This is a genomic window from Micromonospora marina, from assembly GCF_900091565.1.
Lineage (GTDB): Bacteria > Actinomycetota > Actinomycetes > Mycobacteriales > Micromonosporaceae > Micromonospora > Micromonospora marina.
The window spans coordinates 392822-407978 of record NZ_FMCV01000002.1 but is presented as its reverse complement, the minus strand read 5'-3'; the positions used below and the strand labels follow the sequence as shown (position 1 = coordinate 407978).

Genomic DNA, 15157 nt, shown 5'->3' with positions numbered 1-15157 from the left:
CACAGGCACCACCGGCCGGCGAGGAGACCCCGAAGCGGACCCGCCGCGCGCCCGCGGCGAAGAAGGCCGCTCCGGCCGTGAAGAACGCCGCTCCGGCCGTGAAGAGGACTGCTCGGAAGGCATCGGCCCCGAAGCCGGAGGCGCCAGCCGATTCCGAGCCCGTCGCGGCGGAGGAACGGGCCACCGCACCTCGAACCGGTCGGACCCGCCGGGCCGTGAAGGCCGCGCCTTCGGCGGGCGGGGCGAGTCCGGCGAAGCGCGCGGAACCGGCCGCCCCGCCGTCCTCCGAGACCACGACCGTGCCGGCGATCGGGCCGGCCGCGTCGAAGCGTGCCGCTTCCGGGTCCGAGCCCACCGCCGCCGGCCCGGCACCTCGGGAAGAGCCGGCCGTCGTCGAGCGGGCGCCCGCACGACCCGGCTTCGCGCGTACCCCCGCCGAGGGCTGGCGGGCGGTGGGGCCGCAGCTGCGCGACCACCCCGGGTTCGCGCCGGAGCTGCTGGCCCTGGCGGCGGTCGACGCGCTCGGGCCGCGGGCCGCGGCCTGGGTGGAGCAGGTGCGGCGGGCCTACCCGGAGGCGGACGCCGACGGGGTGGCCCGGCTGGCGACCCGGCGGTTCGTCCGGATGGCCGGTACGGGTGGGGCGCTCGCGGCGGGCGCCGGGCTGTTCGCGCCGGTCGCGGAGCTGGCCGCGGTGCTGTGGACGCAGGCGAACCTGGTGCTGCATCTGGCGGCGGTGTACGGGCGGGACCCGGCGCATCCGGATCGGGCGGCCGAGCTGCTGGTGCTCACCCTGGTGCACCCGGACGACGGCACCGCGCGGGCGGCGCTCGCGGCGGCTCGGGCGGCTGACGCTCCGGCGGACGGGCCGTGGGGGCGGGCGGCGGAGGCTGCCTGGCGGCTGGCCACGCCGGTGGCCGCGCAGGCGGGCGGCTGGCTCGGGCTGCGGTTGGCCGCCCGGTTGCTGCCGGGGGCGGCGGTGGTGGCGGCCGCGACCGGCGGTACGGCGACGGCCGAGCGGCTGGCCGCGCGGGCGGTCGCCCGGTACCGGCCCGGCCGCACCTGATCGACACGTGTTCGGCGAGGTGGCGGGATCCCTCGGGCCGCGATGCCGCCACCTCGCCGAACCGGGGCAAGCCGACGACCGTGCCGGGCCCACGGACCCACCAGGCCGGCAAAGCCGGCATCCGCCGTCAGAGCCAGTCGAACCAGGACTTCGGCAGCATCGCGTAGCCGACGAACGCGACGATGTCGAGCAGTGTGTGGGCGACGATCAGCGGGGCCACCCGGCGGGTGCGCAGGTAGAACAGCCCGAAGATCACGCCCATCACGGCGTTGCCGACGAACGCGCCGAAGCCCTGGTAGAGGTGGTACGAGCCGCGCAGCAGCGCGCTCGTGGCGAGCACCGCGCCGATCCGCCAGTTGAGCTGCCGCAGCCGGGTGATCAGGTAGCCGACCACGATCACCTCCTCCAGGACAGCGTTCTGCACGGCGGCGAGGATCAGCACCGGCACCGTCCACCACAGGTCCGGCAGCGCGGCCGGGACCAGCGTGGCGTTGATGCCGAGCTGTGCCGCCGCCCAGAACAGCGCCAGCCCGGGCAGGCCGATGAGCGCGGTCAGGCCCGCACCGCGGGCCAGGTCGGAGGCGGGCCGGCGGAAGTCGACGCCGAGCGTCCGCGCCGGGTCGCCGGGGTCACGCGCCAGCAGGTGTACGGCGAGCAGCACCGGCAGCAGCGCGAAGACGATCCCGAGCAGCTGGTACGTGAGGTCGAGGTACGGCCGGGCCGACGCGGAGGTGTTCAGGGCGGCGGTCTGCTTGGACAGGCCACCGGTAGCGGTCAGTTTGGCTGTCAGCGACACGAGCGCGTACACGGCCGACTGGCCGAGGGACAGACCGAGCACGAGCAGCGTCTCGGTGCCCAGCATCCGGCGGGAGACCGGGCGGGCCAGCTCGTCAACCGTCACCGGACCATGAAAGCACTTCGGCGACCGGGCCGGACGATCGCACATTCTGTGCGACCGACGTACACGCTCCGTGGACATTCTATCGGGGCCGATCCGCCCGTCCGGAGAAGGAGCGTGCCCCCTGTGGAGAACTTCGCGCGGCTGCTGAAGGAGAGCTGGACCCTGGTCGAGGAGCACCGGGAGCGGCTCAGCGGTCACTTCTACGCCCGGTTGTTCCTCCTCGACCCGGAGTTGCGCAAGCTCTTCCCGGTGCAGATGAACGGGCAGGGTGACCGCATCCTGGACGCCATCGTCACGGCCACCCAGACGGTCGGCGACCCGGAGAGCTTCGACGAGTACCTGCGCGCGCTGGGCCGGGACCACCGCAAGTACCACGTGGCGGCCGAGCACTACGCGACGATGGGTGTCGCGCTGCTCGACGCGCTGCGCAGCACCGCCGGGGACGGCTGGAACCTGGAGTACGACCAGGCGTGGCGGGAGGCGTACGCCGGCATCAGCGAGCGGATGCTGGCCGGCGCGGACGCGGACGAGAACCCGCCGTACTGGCACGCCGAGGTGCTGACGCACGAGCGGCACGGCCCGGACACGGCGGTGCTGACCGTACGCGCGCTACAGGATCCGCTGCCGTGGCGGGCCGGTCAGTACGTGAGCGTCGAGGTGCCCCGCTACCACCCGCGGGTGTGGCGGACGTACTCGGTGGCGAACGCGCCGAACGAGGAGAACGTGCTGGAGTTCCACGTCCGGACGCCGCCCGGTGCGGCGGGCTGGGTGTCCGGCGCGCTGGTGCGCCGCACCAAGCCGGGTGACCTGCTGCGGGTGGCCGCACCGATGGGGTCGATGACCTTGGACCCGGAGTCCACCCGGGACGTGCTGTGCGTGGCCGGCGGCGTCGGCCTGGCGCCGATCAAGGCGCTGGTGGAGGAGCTGACCCGGGTCAACCGGACCCGCTGGGTGCACGTCTTCTACGGCGCCCGCCGCCCGGACGAGCTGTACGGGCTGCCCGGCCTGGAGGAACTCGTCGCGTCGCATCCGTGGTTGTCGGTGACCCCGGCGTGCAGTGCGGACCCGGACTTCGGCGGCGAACTCGGTGACGTCTCCGAGGTGGTCACCCGGTACGGCCCGTGGACCACGCACGACTGCTACGTCTCCGGCTCGGCCGCGATGGTCCGGGCCACGCTGCGGGCGCTCGCCGCCGACGACGTCCCACCCGATCACATCCGGTACGACACGTTCGGCAACCTCTGAACCTTGCTCCCCCCGAGCCGGGTCGCGTGCCCCCGCCCCCTGGGGCACGCGACCCGGCCCCCCGTCTCTCAGTAGCGCCAGGGAGTGCCGGTCTCGCGGTACTCCTCCACCGGGACCAGTGGCACGCCGGGTGCCATCCGGTCGAGGTAGAGCCGTCCCGCAAGGTGGTCGATCTCGTGCGCGACCAGCCGCGCCATCGCGTACTCGTAGGACGTGATCACCCGGCTGCCGTCCCACAGCGCGTGTTCCACGTCGATCCGCAGCGGCCGGGGCACCAGGCCGCGGTGGTCGAAGAAGGAGAGGCAGCCCTCGTACTGCTCGTCGGTCTCGGTCGCGGCGTCCACCACCCGGGGGTTGAGCAGCACCACCGGGTCCGCCGCCCGGTCGGCCGGACGCACGAGCGCCGCCGACCAGCCGATGCCGAGCTGGGGCGCGGCGAGGCCGACACCCTTGCTGAACGGGTGCAGCTCGTCCAGCCGGACCAGCATCGCGGCGAGCCGGTCGATCACCTGCCGGGCGTGCTGTTCGTCTGCCGGCAGGTCGAACTGGCGGGCCCGCTGCCGCAGCAGGTCCTCGCCGCGCTGCACGATGCCCACGGCCCGCATCCGGTCGCTGGCCCGCAGCCGGGCACCGCCGCTCGGCGCGCTGTCCGGTTCGGTCTCCGGCTCGGGGCTGCGGAACCGCCACTGCATCCGGTAACGGGCGTTCAGCGGCGGGTCGTCGGTCCCCCAGTCGAAGACGACCCGGCCGCCGTCCACCGAACGCTGGATCGGGGTACGCAGGGGCCCCTCCTCCGCCGACAGCGAGGTCTCCGCGCCCCACACCTTCGGGTCGAGGTCAGCGGGCAGGTCGAGCCGCACCGCGAGGTGCCGGGTGGGCAGGCGTACGGCCCGCTGGAACCAGGGGCCCCACTTGTCCCGGCCGACGCGGTACGCGTACTCGATGGTGACCCGGTCGCCGGGGTAGAGCGGGAAGCGTCCCTCGTCGTTCTCGAACAGCAGCCAGATCTCCTTGAACGCGTCCCGGTCGTGCTTGGCCCGCCAGTGCATCGGCTCGTGCCCGTTGCCGTCGTCCCGGTACGCGGTGAGTTGCAGCTCGGCGAAGGTGAGCGGGTGTTCCCGGTGGTGCCGGTTGGAGCGGCCCGGGTCGCTGGGGTAGCGGTCGACGGCGACCCGGACCAGGTAGCGGGTGACCGGTTCGGTGCCCGCGTTGTACAGCTCCCGCCGGATCGCGCAGTGGTAGCCGTCACCGGTGTGGGTGAGCGTGGCCATCTCCCGTTCCACCACCAGTCCGGTGCCGGGGGGCAGCCACTGGCCGGGCACGGGTGGGTCGCGGTGCGCCGTGCCGGTACGGCCGTGCCGCAGCTCGTCGTACTCCCGGAAGCGCTGCCAGATCGCGCCGCTGGCCTCCAGGACGGCCTCGGCCCGGCGGGCGAAGTCCTCGGTGGGCCGGTGCCGGCGCCCTTCGACGTGGCTGACGTAGGACGGGTCGAAGCCCATCAGTGTCGCCAGCTGCTTCTTGGACAGCCCTCGGCCGGTCCGGTGCCGGGCGAGTTCGGCCGCGAACGAGTCCGCGGCACGCTCGATCGGTGAGGTCGTCATCAGCTTCCTCGTACGCGGGAAGACCATTTTCACGTTGGGTGGCCGAACGTGTACGGAAACTGCCTCGTATTCGACACTCACCTTGACTTTTCAGCGGCTTACGTCGATCCTCGCGCCGTCCGCCGTCCGCCGTCCGCCGTCCGCCGTCCGCCGTCCGCCGCCGGCTCGCCGGCGGCGTTTTCCGTCCCTGTCACACCACTTCCCTCCCGCCGGGCAGGTGGTTAGGCTAGCCTTAGCTTGGGTCGACGGCATGCGCCGACCGCACGGCGACAGGACAGGGGACGGCCAGGTGACTACGGTGATGCCGGGGCGCGACGCCGCCACCCCGCTCGCGCCGGTGACCGCGACCCTGCGCGCCATGTTCGGCACCGACGACCTGCCCGGGCTCGCACCCGGCCTGCTGGTCCATGACGAGCTGGACCACTGGTCCCCGGCCACCCGGCTGATCGACGGCACGCTGCTGTCCGAGTTCCTGACCGCCGCCGGGCGCCGGTGGGGCGGCACCCCGCACGCGTGCGCCGCGCTGGCGTGGAAGTCCTACAGCTACTGGACCGCGCTCCCAGCAGTGCTCGGCTGGGCGTCGGCCCGGCGGGTGCCGCTGCTCGACCCGGCCGACGTGCTCGTGCACTTCGAGGACCACCACCAGCTGCTCACGCTGGGGCTGCGCGCCTCGACCCCGGTGGCGGTGCTGCCCGGCGACCCGCTGGCGCTGGCCGGCGCTCCGGGCGTGCGGGTGATCCCGGACGAGGCGGCACTGCTCGGCGCGCTGCGCGCGTCCCTGCTCGACGCCCACTTCGCGCCGCTGATCGGCGCCATCCAGGGCGAGGTCCGGATCGGCACCCGTACGCTGCTCGGCTCGGTCGCCTCCGGCATCGCGCACGGCGTCCTGCGCGCGTCGGACGCGCTGCCCGGCTCGGCCACGGCGGCCGTCGGCACGCTGCTCGACGCGCTCGACCTGAGCGATCTGGTCGAGCTGGTGCCCGGTCCGGCCGGTGAGCCGACCGTGCAGCGGCGCACCTGCTGCCTGGCGTTCACGCTGCCCCGGCCCAAGGTGTGCCAGGGCTGCTGCGTCCGCCAGGGCTGACCGCTCAGTCGGCCAGCGGCCGGACGTCCCACAGCCAGACCCCGCCGGTACGCGTCGGCGTGATCCCGCTCAGCTCGGTCATCGCCCGGCGCAGCGCCTCGGCCTGCGGCAGCCGGGGGTCGAGGATCACCGCGCCGGCCCGCCAGTAGCGCAGGTCGTCGACGGCGGCCACCCGGTCCTGCGAGGTGATCGGCGGGACCGCATCGGTGCGCCGTACCGTCTCGAAGAACGTGCTGGTGGGGCGCGGCGGCGCGGTGAAGAGGGCGATCCGGCCCCCGCCGGGGCGGGTGTCCGGATAGAGGAAGTAGCCGCGGGCCAGCGGCATGTCCAGCCGGGTCTCGGCGGACCAGCGCAGCGGGACCGCGTACGTGGTGTCGGGCAGCGGCAGCGTGACGATGCTCCGCCCGTCGGCGACGTAGGGACGCCAGGCGCCGGAGGTGACGAACGCCGGAGTCGGGTCGAGGCGCTTCGCGGGCAGCGGGGTGGGCAGGATCGGCACCAGCGCCATGGCGAGCACGGTGACCATGGCGAACCGGATCCCGTCGCGCGCGTCCGGGTGCCGTACGGCGAGCCGCCGGGCCCGGTCGGCGCCGAGCGCGAGCAGCACACCGATGATCGGGGTGAGCGCGAGCGACCAGCGGGTGGGTACCACCGAGTGCAGGATCGGCAGGTCCTCCAGCGCGGCCCAGGGGCCGGGGATGCCGGTTTCCTCTCCGTCAAAGCGGATCTGGCGGCCGAGCGAGAAGAGCGCGAACACGAGCCCGACCGCCGCCAGCCCGAGCACCACCGCGTTGCGGCGCAGCCACCAGACGAGCGCGACCACCAGGATCACCAGCGGCCAGCCGAAGAACGCGTTCTCCTCGGTGGCGTTCTTGACGAGCGGTTCGCTGCCCCGGGCATCACCCGCTACCGACTCCCGGGACCAGGCCACGTACGCGGCGAGGTCGGTGGAGTAGCCCCGGATCAGCGTGGAGAGCCCGCTGTAGGCGCCGGGGCCGAAGAACTGCACCCAGAGCGGGTACGCGAGCAGCGCCCCGGCGACCAGCGCGGCGACTGCGAGTCCTGCCGCGAACGGGCGGGCCGCCGACCGCAGCGCGGGCCGCCCGAGCGCCAGCGCGAGCACCACCACGCCGAGCCCCATGGCGGTCATCAGCAGGATCTCCAGGTTGAGGAACGCCTGCCAGACGATCACCAGAGCGAGCAGGACGCCGTTGCGCAGCCACCGGCCGGGTTCGGCCAGCCGTAGCGTCCGCCAGATGATCAGCGGCACGACGTACTGGCTGACGATGTTGGGGTGCGAGTTGGCGTGCGAGATCATCGCGGGCGCGAACGCGCAGAACGCGGCGCCGAGCCAGGCCGGACCGCGGGATCTGATGACGACTCGGGAGAGCAGGAAATACCAGGACACGCCGGTGGCAGCGAGTCCGAGAGTGAGGAAAATCAAAAAGGACCAGCGTGGACCCGCCCAGAGCGTCACCGGGGTCAGCGGCAATGAAACGGATAATACGGACGTATTGGCCATGAGATTGACGACATCCGGCACATTCATCCGGTCCGAGGTGAACGGGTAGGCGAAATCCGTGACGACGCGCGCACCGTGGGCCATCATCCATTCGAATTGCGCCTGATCTGTCCGATTGTCGCGGACGCCATTGCGCGGATCGGCCCAGAGCCGGGCGGTCACCCAGAGCGCGAGCAGCACGAAGCTGAGCACGGCGAGCGCGTCGATCCGCCTACCCCGCCCCGATTTCGTGGTGCTCGCCTCGCTTTCCGGAGTAGTCATGACATTTCAGAGCGTAGTCAAGGCATGACCGGCAGGTGCAATGTTCCGTAGAATCACGTACTATGTGCCGAGTTCGCCGAGCGCTGAACAGGCACCCCTCCGCATCACAATTCGGCCCCTCCGTCCCCCGATTTCCCCCTCAGCCATCCAGATGGTTGACTCTGACGGTCCAGGCGCGGGTCAGTCATATCGTGAGGAATCGACGCATGGCAGAAATCACTGGGGATCAGCGCGTCCAGTCCGAGGTGCTCGAAGGCCTCGCGACGGCTGTCAACCACCGGCAGTGGTTCGTCGAGCTGGCGGTGCCCTACCTCGGTGACAACCCGATCGAGATCGGCAGTGGCCTGGGCGACTACGCCTCCGCCTGGGCCGCCCACGCGCCCCGGATCACCGCCACCGAGGCCGACCCGGACCGGCTGATCCAGCTCAAGGAGCGGCTGTCCGACCACCCGGGCGTCGAGGTCCGGCAGATGCTGCTCCCGCACCACGAGCGCGGCGACTACAGCGCCGCCGTCTCCTACAACGTGCTGGAGCACATCGACGACCACGTGGGCGCGCTGCGCAGCATGCGGGATCTCGTCCGCCCCGGCGGCGCCGTGGTCATCATCGTGCCGGCGTTCCAGTTCGCCATGAGCCCCGCCGACATCGCCACCGGCCACGTCCGCCGCTACACGAAGAAGACGCTCGGCGCGGCGATGACCGAGGCGGGCCTCACCGTCGAGCGGATCCACTACGCCAACGCGCTCGGCCTGATCGGCTACTTCATGGCCACCAAGGTCTTCCGGCTGATGCCGAAGGAGGGCCCGATGGTGAAGGTCTACGACACTCTGGTCCTGCCCGTCACCAAGGCCGCCGAGCAGCGCGTCCGGCCGCCGTTCGGCCAGTCCGTCTTCGCCGTCGCCCGCGTCCCCGCTGAGATGTAAGGAAGGGCCCCTTGTTAACAGACGTCTGTTAACAAGGGGCCCTTCCTTACATTCACTCCTTGATCTGGTACGTGGGGCGGATGACCGCGCGGGCCAGGGTGTGGAACGCCAGGTTGAAGCCGACGAAGGCCGGGCTGGCCCCGGCGGGGATGTCGAGGCGGTCCACGTCCACCGCGTGCACCGCGAACACGTACCGGTGCGGCCGGTCCCCGGGCGGCGGCGCAGCACCGCCGTAGCCGGTGTCGCCGTAGTCGTTGCGGACGCTGAACGCGCCGCCCAGGTCGGCCTCCCGCACGCCGCCCGGCAGCTCGGTGACCGACGCGGGCAGGTTCACCAGCACCCAGTGCCAGAAGCCGCTGCCCGTCGGGGCGTCCGGGTCGAAGCACGTGACCACGAAGCTCTTGGTCTCGGCCGGGAAACCCGACCAGGACAGCTGCGGTGAGACGTTCCCGCCGCCGGTGCTGCCGTGCGCGTACCGCGCGTCCATCGGCTCGCCGTTGTGCACGTCGTCGCTGGTCAGGTCGAACGACGGCACCGTCGGCAGCAACTCGTACGGGTCCGGGGCGATCGGTCGTTCCAGGGTCATCGAAACGGTCCTTCCGGGTACGCGAATGTCCTGCGCCCCTTCATACCCCGTCGGCCGCCCCACCGTGCTGCCTGCGCACGATCTCGTTGATCCAGACCGGCGCGTACGGCGACGTGCAGCCCGGCGGCGTCGGATAGTCCTTGAGCACCCCGAGCCGCTCCCCGATCCCGATCGCGCGGTCCCGGTACGCGGCGTGCTCGATCCCGATCTGCGCCAGGCAGTGGTTCATCGCCCACTGGAGGCGGTCCGGCGCGGTCGCCATCTCCGCCTCGATCACGTCGAGCAGGCCGGCCAGGTCCAGCCCGTCCGGATTCCGCGCCACCCGGTCGACGGTCAGCGCCCAGCCGGCGCTCGCCACCACCGGATCCGGGTCGGCCGACCAGGCCAGGCGCAGCGGCTCGGCGTGCGGGCTCTTCTTCACCACGTAGTTCACGAGCCAGTCGTGCACCTTCGGTGTCCGCGCCTCGCGCAGCATGGCGTCCAGCTCGTCCCGCCCGTACGCCTTCGGCCGGCAGATCAGCAGCGCCAGCAGCCGGGCCGCGCTGTCACCGGTGGCCCACAGCTCGCGGGCCAACTCCTGCTGTGTCTTCAGGCGCTTGGCGATCGCCCGCAGCCTGCCCAGGTTGACCCCGTGGTCGTCGCCGTGGCGCTCGTTGACCGCGCGGATCTTCGGGTCGTCGAGCGCGGCCAGCTCGGCCGTCACGCCGGACACCGTCGTCGTATCCGCCACCAGAGCCTCCCGCCGTCGCCGCCCGCAGCCTACAACCGGCCCGATGCTCCCGCTGTTCCGCCGACCCGCCGTTCCCCGCCCTGCCGTGCCGTCGCCCACATCGCGGCCCTCACGGCCGTCGCGCTGGTCGCTACGTTGGGCTGACGCACGGATCGCGGATGAACACCTGGTAGTCACCGGCTGACCGTTGGCCGGGGTGAGCGGCGATGGGCAGTCCCCCCACGCATGCCACACCAGCGGACCACTCTGGCACTGGCGCATGAGCTGAGCTGCGTCACGGGAGATCAACGACGGGCGGAGGGTGTGGGATTCGAACCCACGAAGACATCGCTGCCTTACCGGTTTTCAAGACCAGCGCCATCGGCCACTAGGCGAACCCTCCCGGCACGCCCCCGAGGGGTGCGCGACCGGGGACCAGTCTGCCACGAACCCCGTGTCGGGCAAGCCGCCGTCCCACCTCCCTTGCCGGAATGTGTGCGTGTGGGAGGGCCCGGCAGTGGTGCTGATCAGCGAATCATGGCGGCCGGTAAGTCCACAGTGGCCGACGGGCCGGCGCGGCGGCTGCCCCGGGCGGTGCATCTGCGCGGCGACGTGTTCGGCCGCATGATCGTCAGCGGCAGGCCGACATGACGGTGGCGGAGATCCTCGCCCGCGCGTGGACCGACGGGCAGATCGGGTAAGACTGAACCATGCGCGCAGTCACGATCACGAAACCCGGCGGACCCGAGGCGCTCGTCTGGACCCACGTGCCGGATCCGGAGCCCGGCCCCGGTGAGGTCGTCGTGGAGGTGCGGGCCAGCGCGGTGAACCGGGCCGACCTGTTGCAGCGGCAGGGGCACTACCCGCCGCCGCCGGGCGCGTCGGCGTACCCCGGTCTGGAGTGTTCGGGGACGGTGCGTGCGCTCGGTCCCGGCGTGACCGGCTGGTGGGTGGGCCAGGAGGTCTGCGCGTTGCTGGCCGGCGGCGGCTACGCCGAGCAGGTCGCGGTGCCGGCCGGGCAGTTGCTGCCGGTGCCGGCCGGGGTCGACCTGGTGGACGCGGCGGCGCTGCCGGAGGTGGCCTGCACGGTCTGGTCGAACGTGGTGGACCTGGCCCGGCTGACCGAGGGAGACACGCTGCTGGTGCACGGCGGCGGCAGCGGGATCGGTACGTTCGCGATCCAGCTCGGCGTGGCGCTCGGCGCGACCGTGGTGGTGACCGCCCGCTCGGCCAAGCACGAGCGGCTGCGCGAGCTGGGCGCCGCGCACACGATCGACTACCGCGAGCAGGATTTCGTCGACGAGGTACGCCGGGTCACCGGCGGCCGGGGCGCGGACGTGATCCTGGACATCATGGGCGCGTCCTACCTGCCCCGGAACGTGGCGGCGCTGGCGACCGGCGGGCGGCTCGTGGTGATCGGCATGCAGGGCGGGCGCAAGGGCGAACTCGATCTGGGGATGTTGCTGGCGAAACGGGCGGCGGTGCATGCGACCGCGTTACGGTCCCGCCCGGTCGAGCAGAAGACGGCGATCGCCAGGGGCGTACGCGAGCAGGTGTGGCCCCTGGTGGAGGCGGGCCGGATCCGGCCGGTGGTGCACGCCCGGGTGGACATGGCCGACGCCGCCGCCGCGCACCGCCTGGTGGAGACCAACGACCACCTGGGCAAGGTGCTGCTGGTCCGGTGAGGGTCAGCCCTGGCCGAGGCGCGGGAGCATGAGGCGCGGGCCGGCACCTTCGGCGGCGAGGGAGTCACCGGGGTTGTAGAGGGTGCAGCGCTGCAACGACAGGCAGCCGCAGCCGATGCAGCCGTCCAGGTCGTCGCGGAGCTTGCCGAGCAGTCGGATCCGCTCGTCCAGCCGGTCCCGCCAGGCGCGGGACAGCGCGGCCCAGTCGTCGGGCGTGGGGGTACGCCCCGACGGCAGCGAATCCAGCGCCGCCCGGATCTCGTCCAGCGAGACACCCACCTGCTGGGAGATCCGGATGAATGCCACCCGGCGCAGCTCGGTGCGGGCGTAGCGGCGCTGGTTACCGCCGGTACGGGCGGCGTGGATCAGGCCGAGCCGCTCGTAGTAGCGCAGCGCCGAGGGGGCGACGCCGCTACGGTCGGCGAGTTGCCCGATGGTCAGTGTTGCTTCGTGCATCACACGGCCTTGAGTTGAAGTTCGCTTCAAGTCCGAGGCTATCGGTATGACGACGACCACCGCCACCGACCTGGGCGCGTTCCTTAACCGGGTGCGCGCCGGCCGCGAGTTCGGCGCCAACGTGTACTCGACGCTCGACGTGCTCCAGGTGCTCTACGACCGGGTGCTCCGGATCACCCCGGCCACCCTGGACGACCCGGACCGCGACCGATTCCTGCTCTCCAAGGGGCACGCGGTCGCCGGGTACTACGCGCTGCTCGCCGCCCGCGGCTTCCTGCCGGCCGAGTGGCTGGACGACCAGGGCGGCCCGGCGAGCCGGCTCGGCGACCATCCGGACCGGACGCTGGTGCCGGGCGTGGAGATCGGTTCCGGTTCACTGGGCCACGGGCTCGGGCTCGGCGTCGGCACCGCGCTCGGGCTGCGGTCCCAGGGCCGCACCGGACCCCGGGTGTACGTGCTGCTCGGCGACGCCGAGCTGGACGAGGGCTCCAACCACGAGGCGATCGCGTACGCGGGCGCGACCGGACTGGGCAACCTCACCGCGATCCTTCTGGACAACCGCTCGGCCACGTACGGCTGGCCGGGCGGCGCGGCGAGCCGGTTCACGGTGAACGGGTGGAGCGCCGCCACCGTCGACGGGCGCGACCACGACGCCCTGCACGCCGCCCTCACCGGGCACGACGGCCACCGGCCCCACGCCGTCGTCGCGGTCGTCACGGACGGGGAGTGACCATGAGCAGCACCATGCGGGACGCGTTCGTGACCAGCACCGAGGAGGTGCTCGCCGATCCGCGTACGACAGTCGTGCTCGCCGACATCTCCGCCGCCGCGTTCGAACCGGCCGCCGCCCGGTACCCGGACCGGGTGATCAACGTGGGGATCCGGGAGCAGCTGATGATCGGGGTGGCCGGTGGGCTGGCGCTGACCGGGCAGCGGCCGATCGTGCACAGCTACGCCCCGTTCCTGGTCGAGCGGGCGTACGAGCAGATCAAACTGGACCTCGACCACCAGGACGTCGGCGCGGTGCTCGTCGGCATCGGCGGCTCGTACGACCGGGCGGCGGCGGGACGCACCCACCTCGGGCCGGCGGACGTGGCGCTGCTGGACACGCTCGACGGCTGGACCGTGCACGTGCCGGGGCACCCGGACGAGGTCCGGCCGCTGCTGCGCGACGCCGTGTGCGGGCAGGACTCGGCGTACCTGCGGTTGTCCGTCCAGGCCAACACGCAGGCTCACCCGCAGGCGGGTGACCTGCACGTGGTCCGGGACGCCGGGCCGGGAGCGCCGCTGCTGGTGGCTGTCGGTCCGGTGCTCGACGCGGCGGTGGAGGCGACGGCCGACCGGCCGGTCACCGTGGCGTACACCCACCGGCCCCGGCCGTTCGACACCGCCGGGTTGCGGGCGCTCGCCGGCACCGAGGTGATCCTGGTCGAGCCGTACCTGGCGGGCACCTCGACCCGGGTGGTGTCGGAGACGCTGGCCGACCGGCCGCACCGGCTGCTCGCGCTCGGGGTGGGCCGCGGGGACCTGCGCCGGTACGGCAGCGCCGAGGACCACGAACGCTGGCACGGACTGGACGCCGCCGGGCTGCGCCGCTCGGTCGACGCGTTCCTCACCTGAGCGGCCCGGACACGGCGGAACCCCGCGACCTCGGCCGGTGCCGGGATCGCGGGGTTCCGTCGTACGGGCTCAGTGCGCGGCGGCGGGACCGGCCGGGCGGCGGCGGGCCCGCTCGCGGGCCAGGATCCAGATCGCCTCGACGCCGTCCTTCCAGGTGATCTTCTTACCCTCCTCGCGGCCCCGCGCACGGTAGCTGATCGGCACCTCGTAGGGCCGGATGCGGCGGCGCAGCAGCTTGCCGGTGACCTCCGCCTCCATGCCGAAGCCGCGGGAGCGGACCTGCAGCGAGCGGTACAGCTCCAGCGGCATCAGCTTGAAGCAGGTCTCCAGGTCGCCGATGTAGGAGTTGTAGAGCACGTTCGCAGCGAGCGTGACGCCCTTGTTGCCCATCACGTACCAGAAGCTGTACGAGCTGTGGCTGCCGAAGGTCCGGTTGCCGTAGACGACTCTCGCCCGGCCGTCGAGCACCGGCTCCAGCAGGCGCGGGATGTCCTGCGGGTCGTACTCCAGGTCGGCGTCGAGGATGACCATGTATTCGCCCTCGGCGCTGTCGACCGCCGTCTTGATGGCCGCGCCCTTACCGGCGTTGCGCTGGTGGGTGATCACCCGCAGGCGGGCGTCGTCCACGCGGCCGAGGATCTCACCGGTGCCGTCCCGGCTGCCGTCGTCCACGACGACGAGCTCGATCTCGCAGGGGTAGTCCACCGCCAACGCCTGCTTGAGGGCATCCGCGATACGTTCTTCCTCGTTGTAGACCGGCATGAGGATCGAGAGCTTCACGGAATCTCCACGGAGGCGATGGCAGGTCGGGGCATAGCGTAGCCTGGCACATTGCTCAGGTCACGACAGCCCGGGCACCCTATTCCTGGCGAAGTGGTACCACGACGAGCCGGGCCACGCTCTTGTCGCCCTCCTTGGCGCCGGCCACCCCGACCGTCGCACCGACCTTGATGTCGGCCGATCGGATCGTGGTCCGTCGCTCGACCACCCGCAGTTCCGCACCGAACGTCCACGTCACGGTGAAGCCGTCGGTGGACTTCACGGTCACCGACCGGTCGTCGATCGCGGTCACCTCGCCGCGCTGGACCGCGACGGTCTTCGTACCGCCGTCCTTGGTCCGCACCACCGCCTCGCCGTGCAGCGTGTTGCGCCGCAGCAGCACCCGGGCCCGGTGCCGCTTGTGCCCGTCCTTCGCCCGCTCGCCCTTGCCGTCCGGCCCGGCCTGCGGCGTACCGGAGGGTGCCGGCGCGGCGACCGGGTCCACGTCCAGTTCGTCGGCGTCGACGCCGAGCGCGGCGAGCGCCTGGCCGTCCACTCCCAGGGCGGCGCTCACCTCGATTGCGTCGTCCGGCGCCGCGCCGGAGCGGCCCACGCCGCACCCGGTGAGCGCGAGCGCCGCGGCGGCGAGCAGTGCGGTGGCGCCGGTGACGATTCGCTGACGTCTCATCTGTGGTCCTCTCCTCGCGGTGACGACCCGAGCGTTCCGCACCGACGCGAGCG

At 72.5% G+C, this 15157-nt stretch carries 15 protein-coding genes and 1 tRNA gene; 7 read left to right on the top strand and 9 right to left on the bottom strand.

The window, feature by feature from the left end; all coding sequences use genetic code 11:
* The first annotated feature begins 215 nt into the window (after nucleotides 1-215).
* A complete protein-coding gene (locus GA0070215_RS04495) occupies nucleotides 216-1064 on the top strand; it encodes a hypothetical protein (RefSeq protein WP_018787390.1) in 849 nt (282 codons plus the stop codon).
* 127 nt (nucleotides 1065-1191) lie between these two features.
* Here the strand turns inward: GA0070215_RS04495 and GA0070215_RS04490 are convergent, their stop codons facing one another.
* Complete coding sequence (locus tag GA0070215_RS04490) at nucleotides 1192-1965, bottom strand: CPBP family intramembrane glutamic endopeptidase (RefSeq protein WP_018787391.1); 774 nt, start codon at nucleotides 1963-1965, stop codon at nucleotides 1192-1194.
* A gap of 123 nt (nucleotides 1966-2088) precedes the next feature.
* Here GA0070215_RS04490 and GA0070215_RS04485 point away from each other — a divergent pair, with 123 nt between their 5' ends.
* Nucleotides 2089-3210, top strand: coding sequence for a globin domain-containing protein (locus tag GA0070215_RS04485; protein ID WP_091042033.1), 1122 nt, complete (start codon nucleotides 2089-2091; stop codon nucleotides 3208-3210).
* 68 nt (nucleotides 3211-3278) lie between these two features.
* Here GA0070215_RS04485 and GA0070215_RS04480 read toward each other — a convergent pair whose 3' ends face one another.
* Nucleotides 3279-4811: a peptide deformylase gene (locus GA0070215_RS04480; RefSeq protein ID WP_091042030.1), complete on the bottom strand. Its 1533-nt coding sequence runs from the start codon at nucleotides 4809-4811 to the stop codon at nucleotides 3279-3281.
* A 301-nt stretch (nucleotides 4812-5112) separates the two neighbouring features.
* Here GA0070215_RS04480 and GA0070215_RS04475 point away from each other — a divergent pair, with 301 nt between their 5' ends.
* Entirely contained in the window at nucleotides 5113-5895 is a 783-nt protein-coding gene (locus tag GA0070215_RS04475; RefSeq protein WP_091042027.1) for a hypothetical protein, read from the top strand.
* 4 nt (nucleotides 5896-5899) lie between these two features.
* On the opposite strand, the gene GA0070215_RS04470 is transcribed toward GA0070215_RS04475, so the two are convergent.
* Nucleotides 5900-7678 (bottom strand): DUF6311 domain-containing protein, encoded by a 1779-nt coding sequence (locus tag GA0070215_RS04470; protein WP_091042025.1) that lies wholly within the window; start codon nucleotides 7676-7678, stop codon nucleotides 5900-5902.
* Nucleotides 7679-7884: 206 nt separating this feature from the next.
* On the opposite strand from GA0070215_RS04470, the gene GA0070215_RS04465 reads away from it, so the two are divergent.
* Entirely contained in the window at nucleotides 7885-8601 is a 717-nt protein-coding gene (locus GA0070215_RS04465; RefSeq protein ID WP_091042022.1) for a class I SAM-dependent methyltransferase, read from the top strand.
* 52 nt (nucleotides 8602-8653) lie between these two features.
* Here the strand turns inward: GA0070215_RS04465 and GA0070215_RS04460 are convergent, their stop codons facing one another.
* The 3 genes from GA0070215_RS04460 to GA0070215_RS04450 all read right to left on the bottom strand — a co-directional run bounded on the left by GA0070215_RS04460 (nucleotide 8654) and on the right by GA0070215_RS04450 (nucleotide 10299).
* Entirely contained in the window at nucleotides 8654-9187 is a 534-nt protein-coding gene (locus GA0070215_RS04460; RefSeq protein WP_091042018.1) for a YbhB/YbcL family Raf kinase inhibitor-like protein, read from the bottom strand.
* 40 nt (nucleotides 9188-9227) lie between these two features.
* Nucleotides 9228-9917, bottom strand: coding sequence for a DNA alkylation repair protein (locus GA0070215_RS04455; protein WP_091042013.1), 690 nt, complete (start codon nucleotides 9915-9917; stop codon nucleotides 9228-9230).
* A gap of 295 nt (nucleotides 9918-10212) precedes the next feature.
* Nucleotides 10213-10299, bottom strand: a tRNA-Ser gene (locus GA0070215_RS04450).
* Between the two features lie 307 nt (nucleotides 10300-10606).
* On the opposite strand from GA0070215_RS04450, the gene GA0070215_RS04440 reads away from it, so the two are divergent.
* Complete coding sequence (locus tag GA0070215_RS04440) at nucleotides 10607-11581, top strand: NAD(P)H-quinone oxidoreductase (RefSeq protein ID WP_091042009.1); 975 nt, start codon at nucleotides 10607-10609, stop codon at nucleotides 11579-11581.
* 3 nt (nucleotides 11582-11584) lie between these two features.
* On the opposite strand, the gene soxR is transcribed toward GA0070215_RS04440, so the two are convergent.
* A complete protein-coding gene (gene soxR, locus GA0070215_RS04435) occupies nucleotides 11585-12037 on the bottom strand; it encodes a redox-sensitive transcriptional activator SoxR (protein WP_091042007.1) in 453 nt (150 codons plus the stop codon).
* A gap of 46 nt (nucleotides 12038-12083) precedes the next feature.
* Between soxR and GA0070215_RS04430 the strand changes: the two genes are divergently transcribed.
* Nucleotides 12084-12767 carry a hypothetical protein gene (locus tag GA0070215_RS04430; RefSeq protein ID WP_091042004.1) on the top strand — a complete coding sequence of 228 codons (684 nt, stop codon included), beginning with the start codon at nucleotides 12084-12086 and terminating at the stop codon, nucleotides 12765-12767.
* 14 nt (nucleotides 12768-12781) lie between these two features.
* Entirely contained in the window at nucleotides 12782-13657 is an 876-nt protein-coding gene (locus tag GA0070215_RS04425) for a transketolase family protein (RefSeq protein ID WP_167361478.1), read from the top strand.
* 69 nt (nucleotides 13658-13726) lie between these two features.
* Here the strand turns inward: GA0070215_RS04425 and GA0070215_RS04420 are convergent, their stop codons facing one another.
* Together GA0070215_RS04420 and GA0070215_RS04415 are read right to left on the bottom strand one after the other, a co-directional pair.
* The gene (locus GA0070215_RS04420) at nucleotides 13727-14437 is read right to left on the bottom strand and encodes a glycosyltransferase family 2 protein (protein WP_018787405.1); all 711 of its coding nucleotides are present in this window, start codon (nucleotides 14435-14437) and stop codon (nucleotides 13727-13729) included.
* A gap of 79 nt (nucleotides 14438-14516) precedes the next feature.
* Complete coding sequence (locus GA0070215_RS04415; protein WP_018787406.1) at nucleotides 14517-15104, bottom strand: hypothetical protein; 588 nt, start codon at nucleotides 15102-15104, stop codon at nucleotides 14517-14519.
* Between the last annotated feature and the right edge of the window lie 53 nt (nucleotides 15105-15157).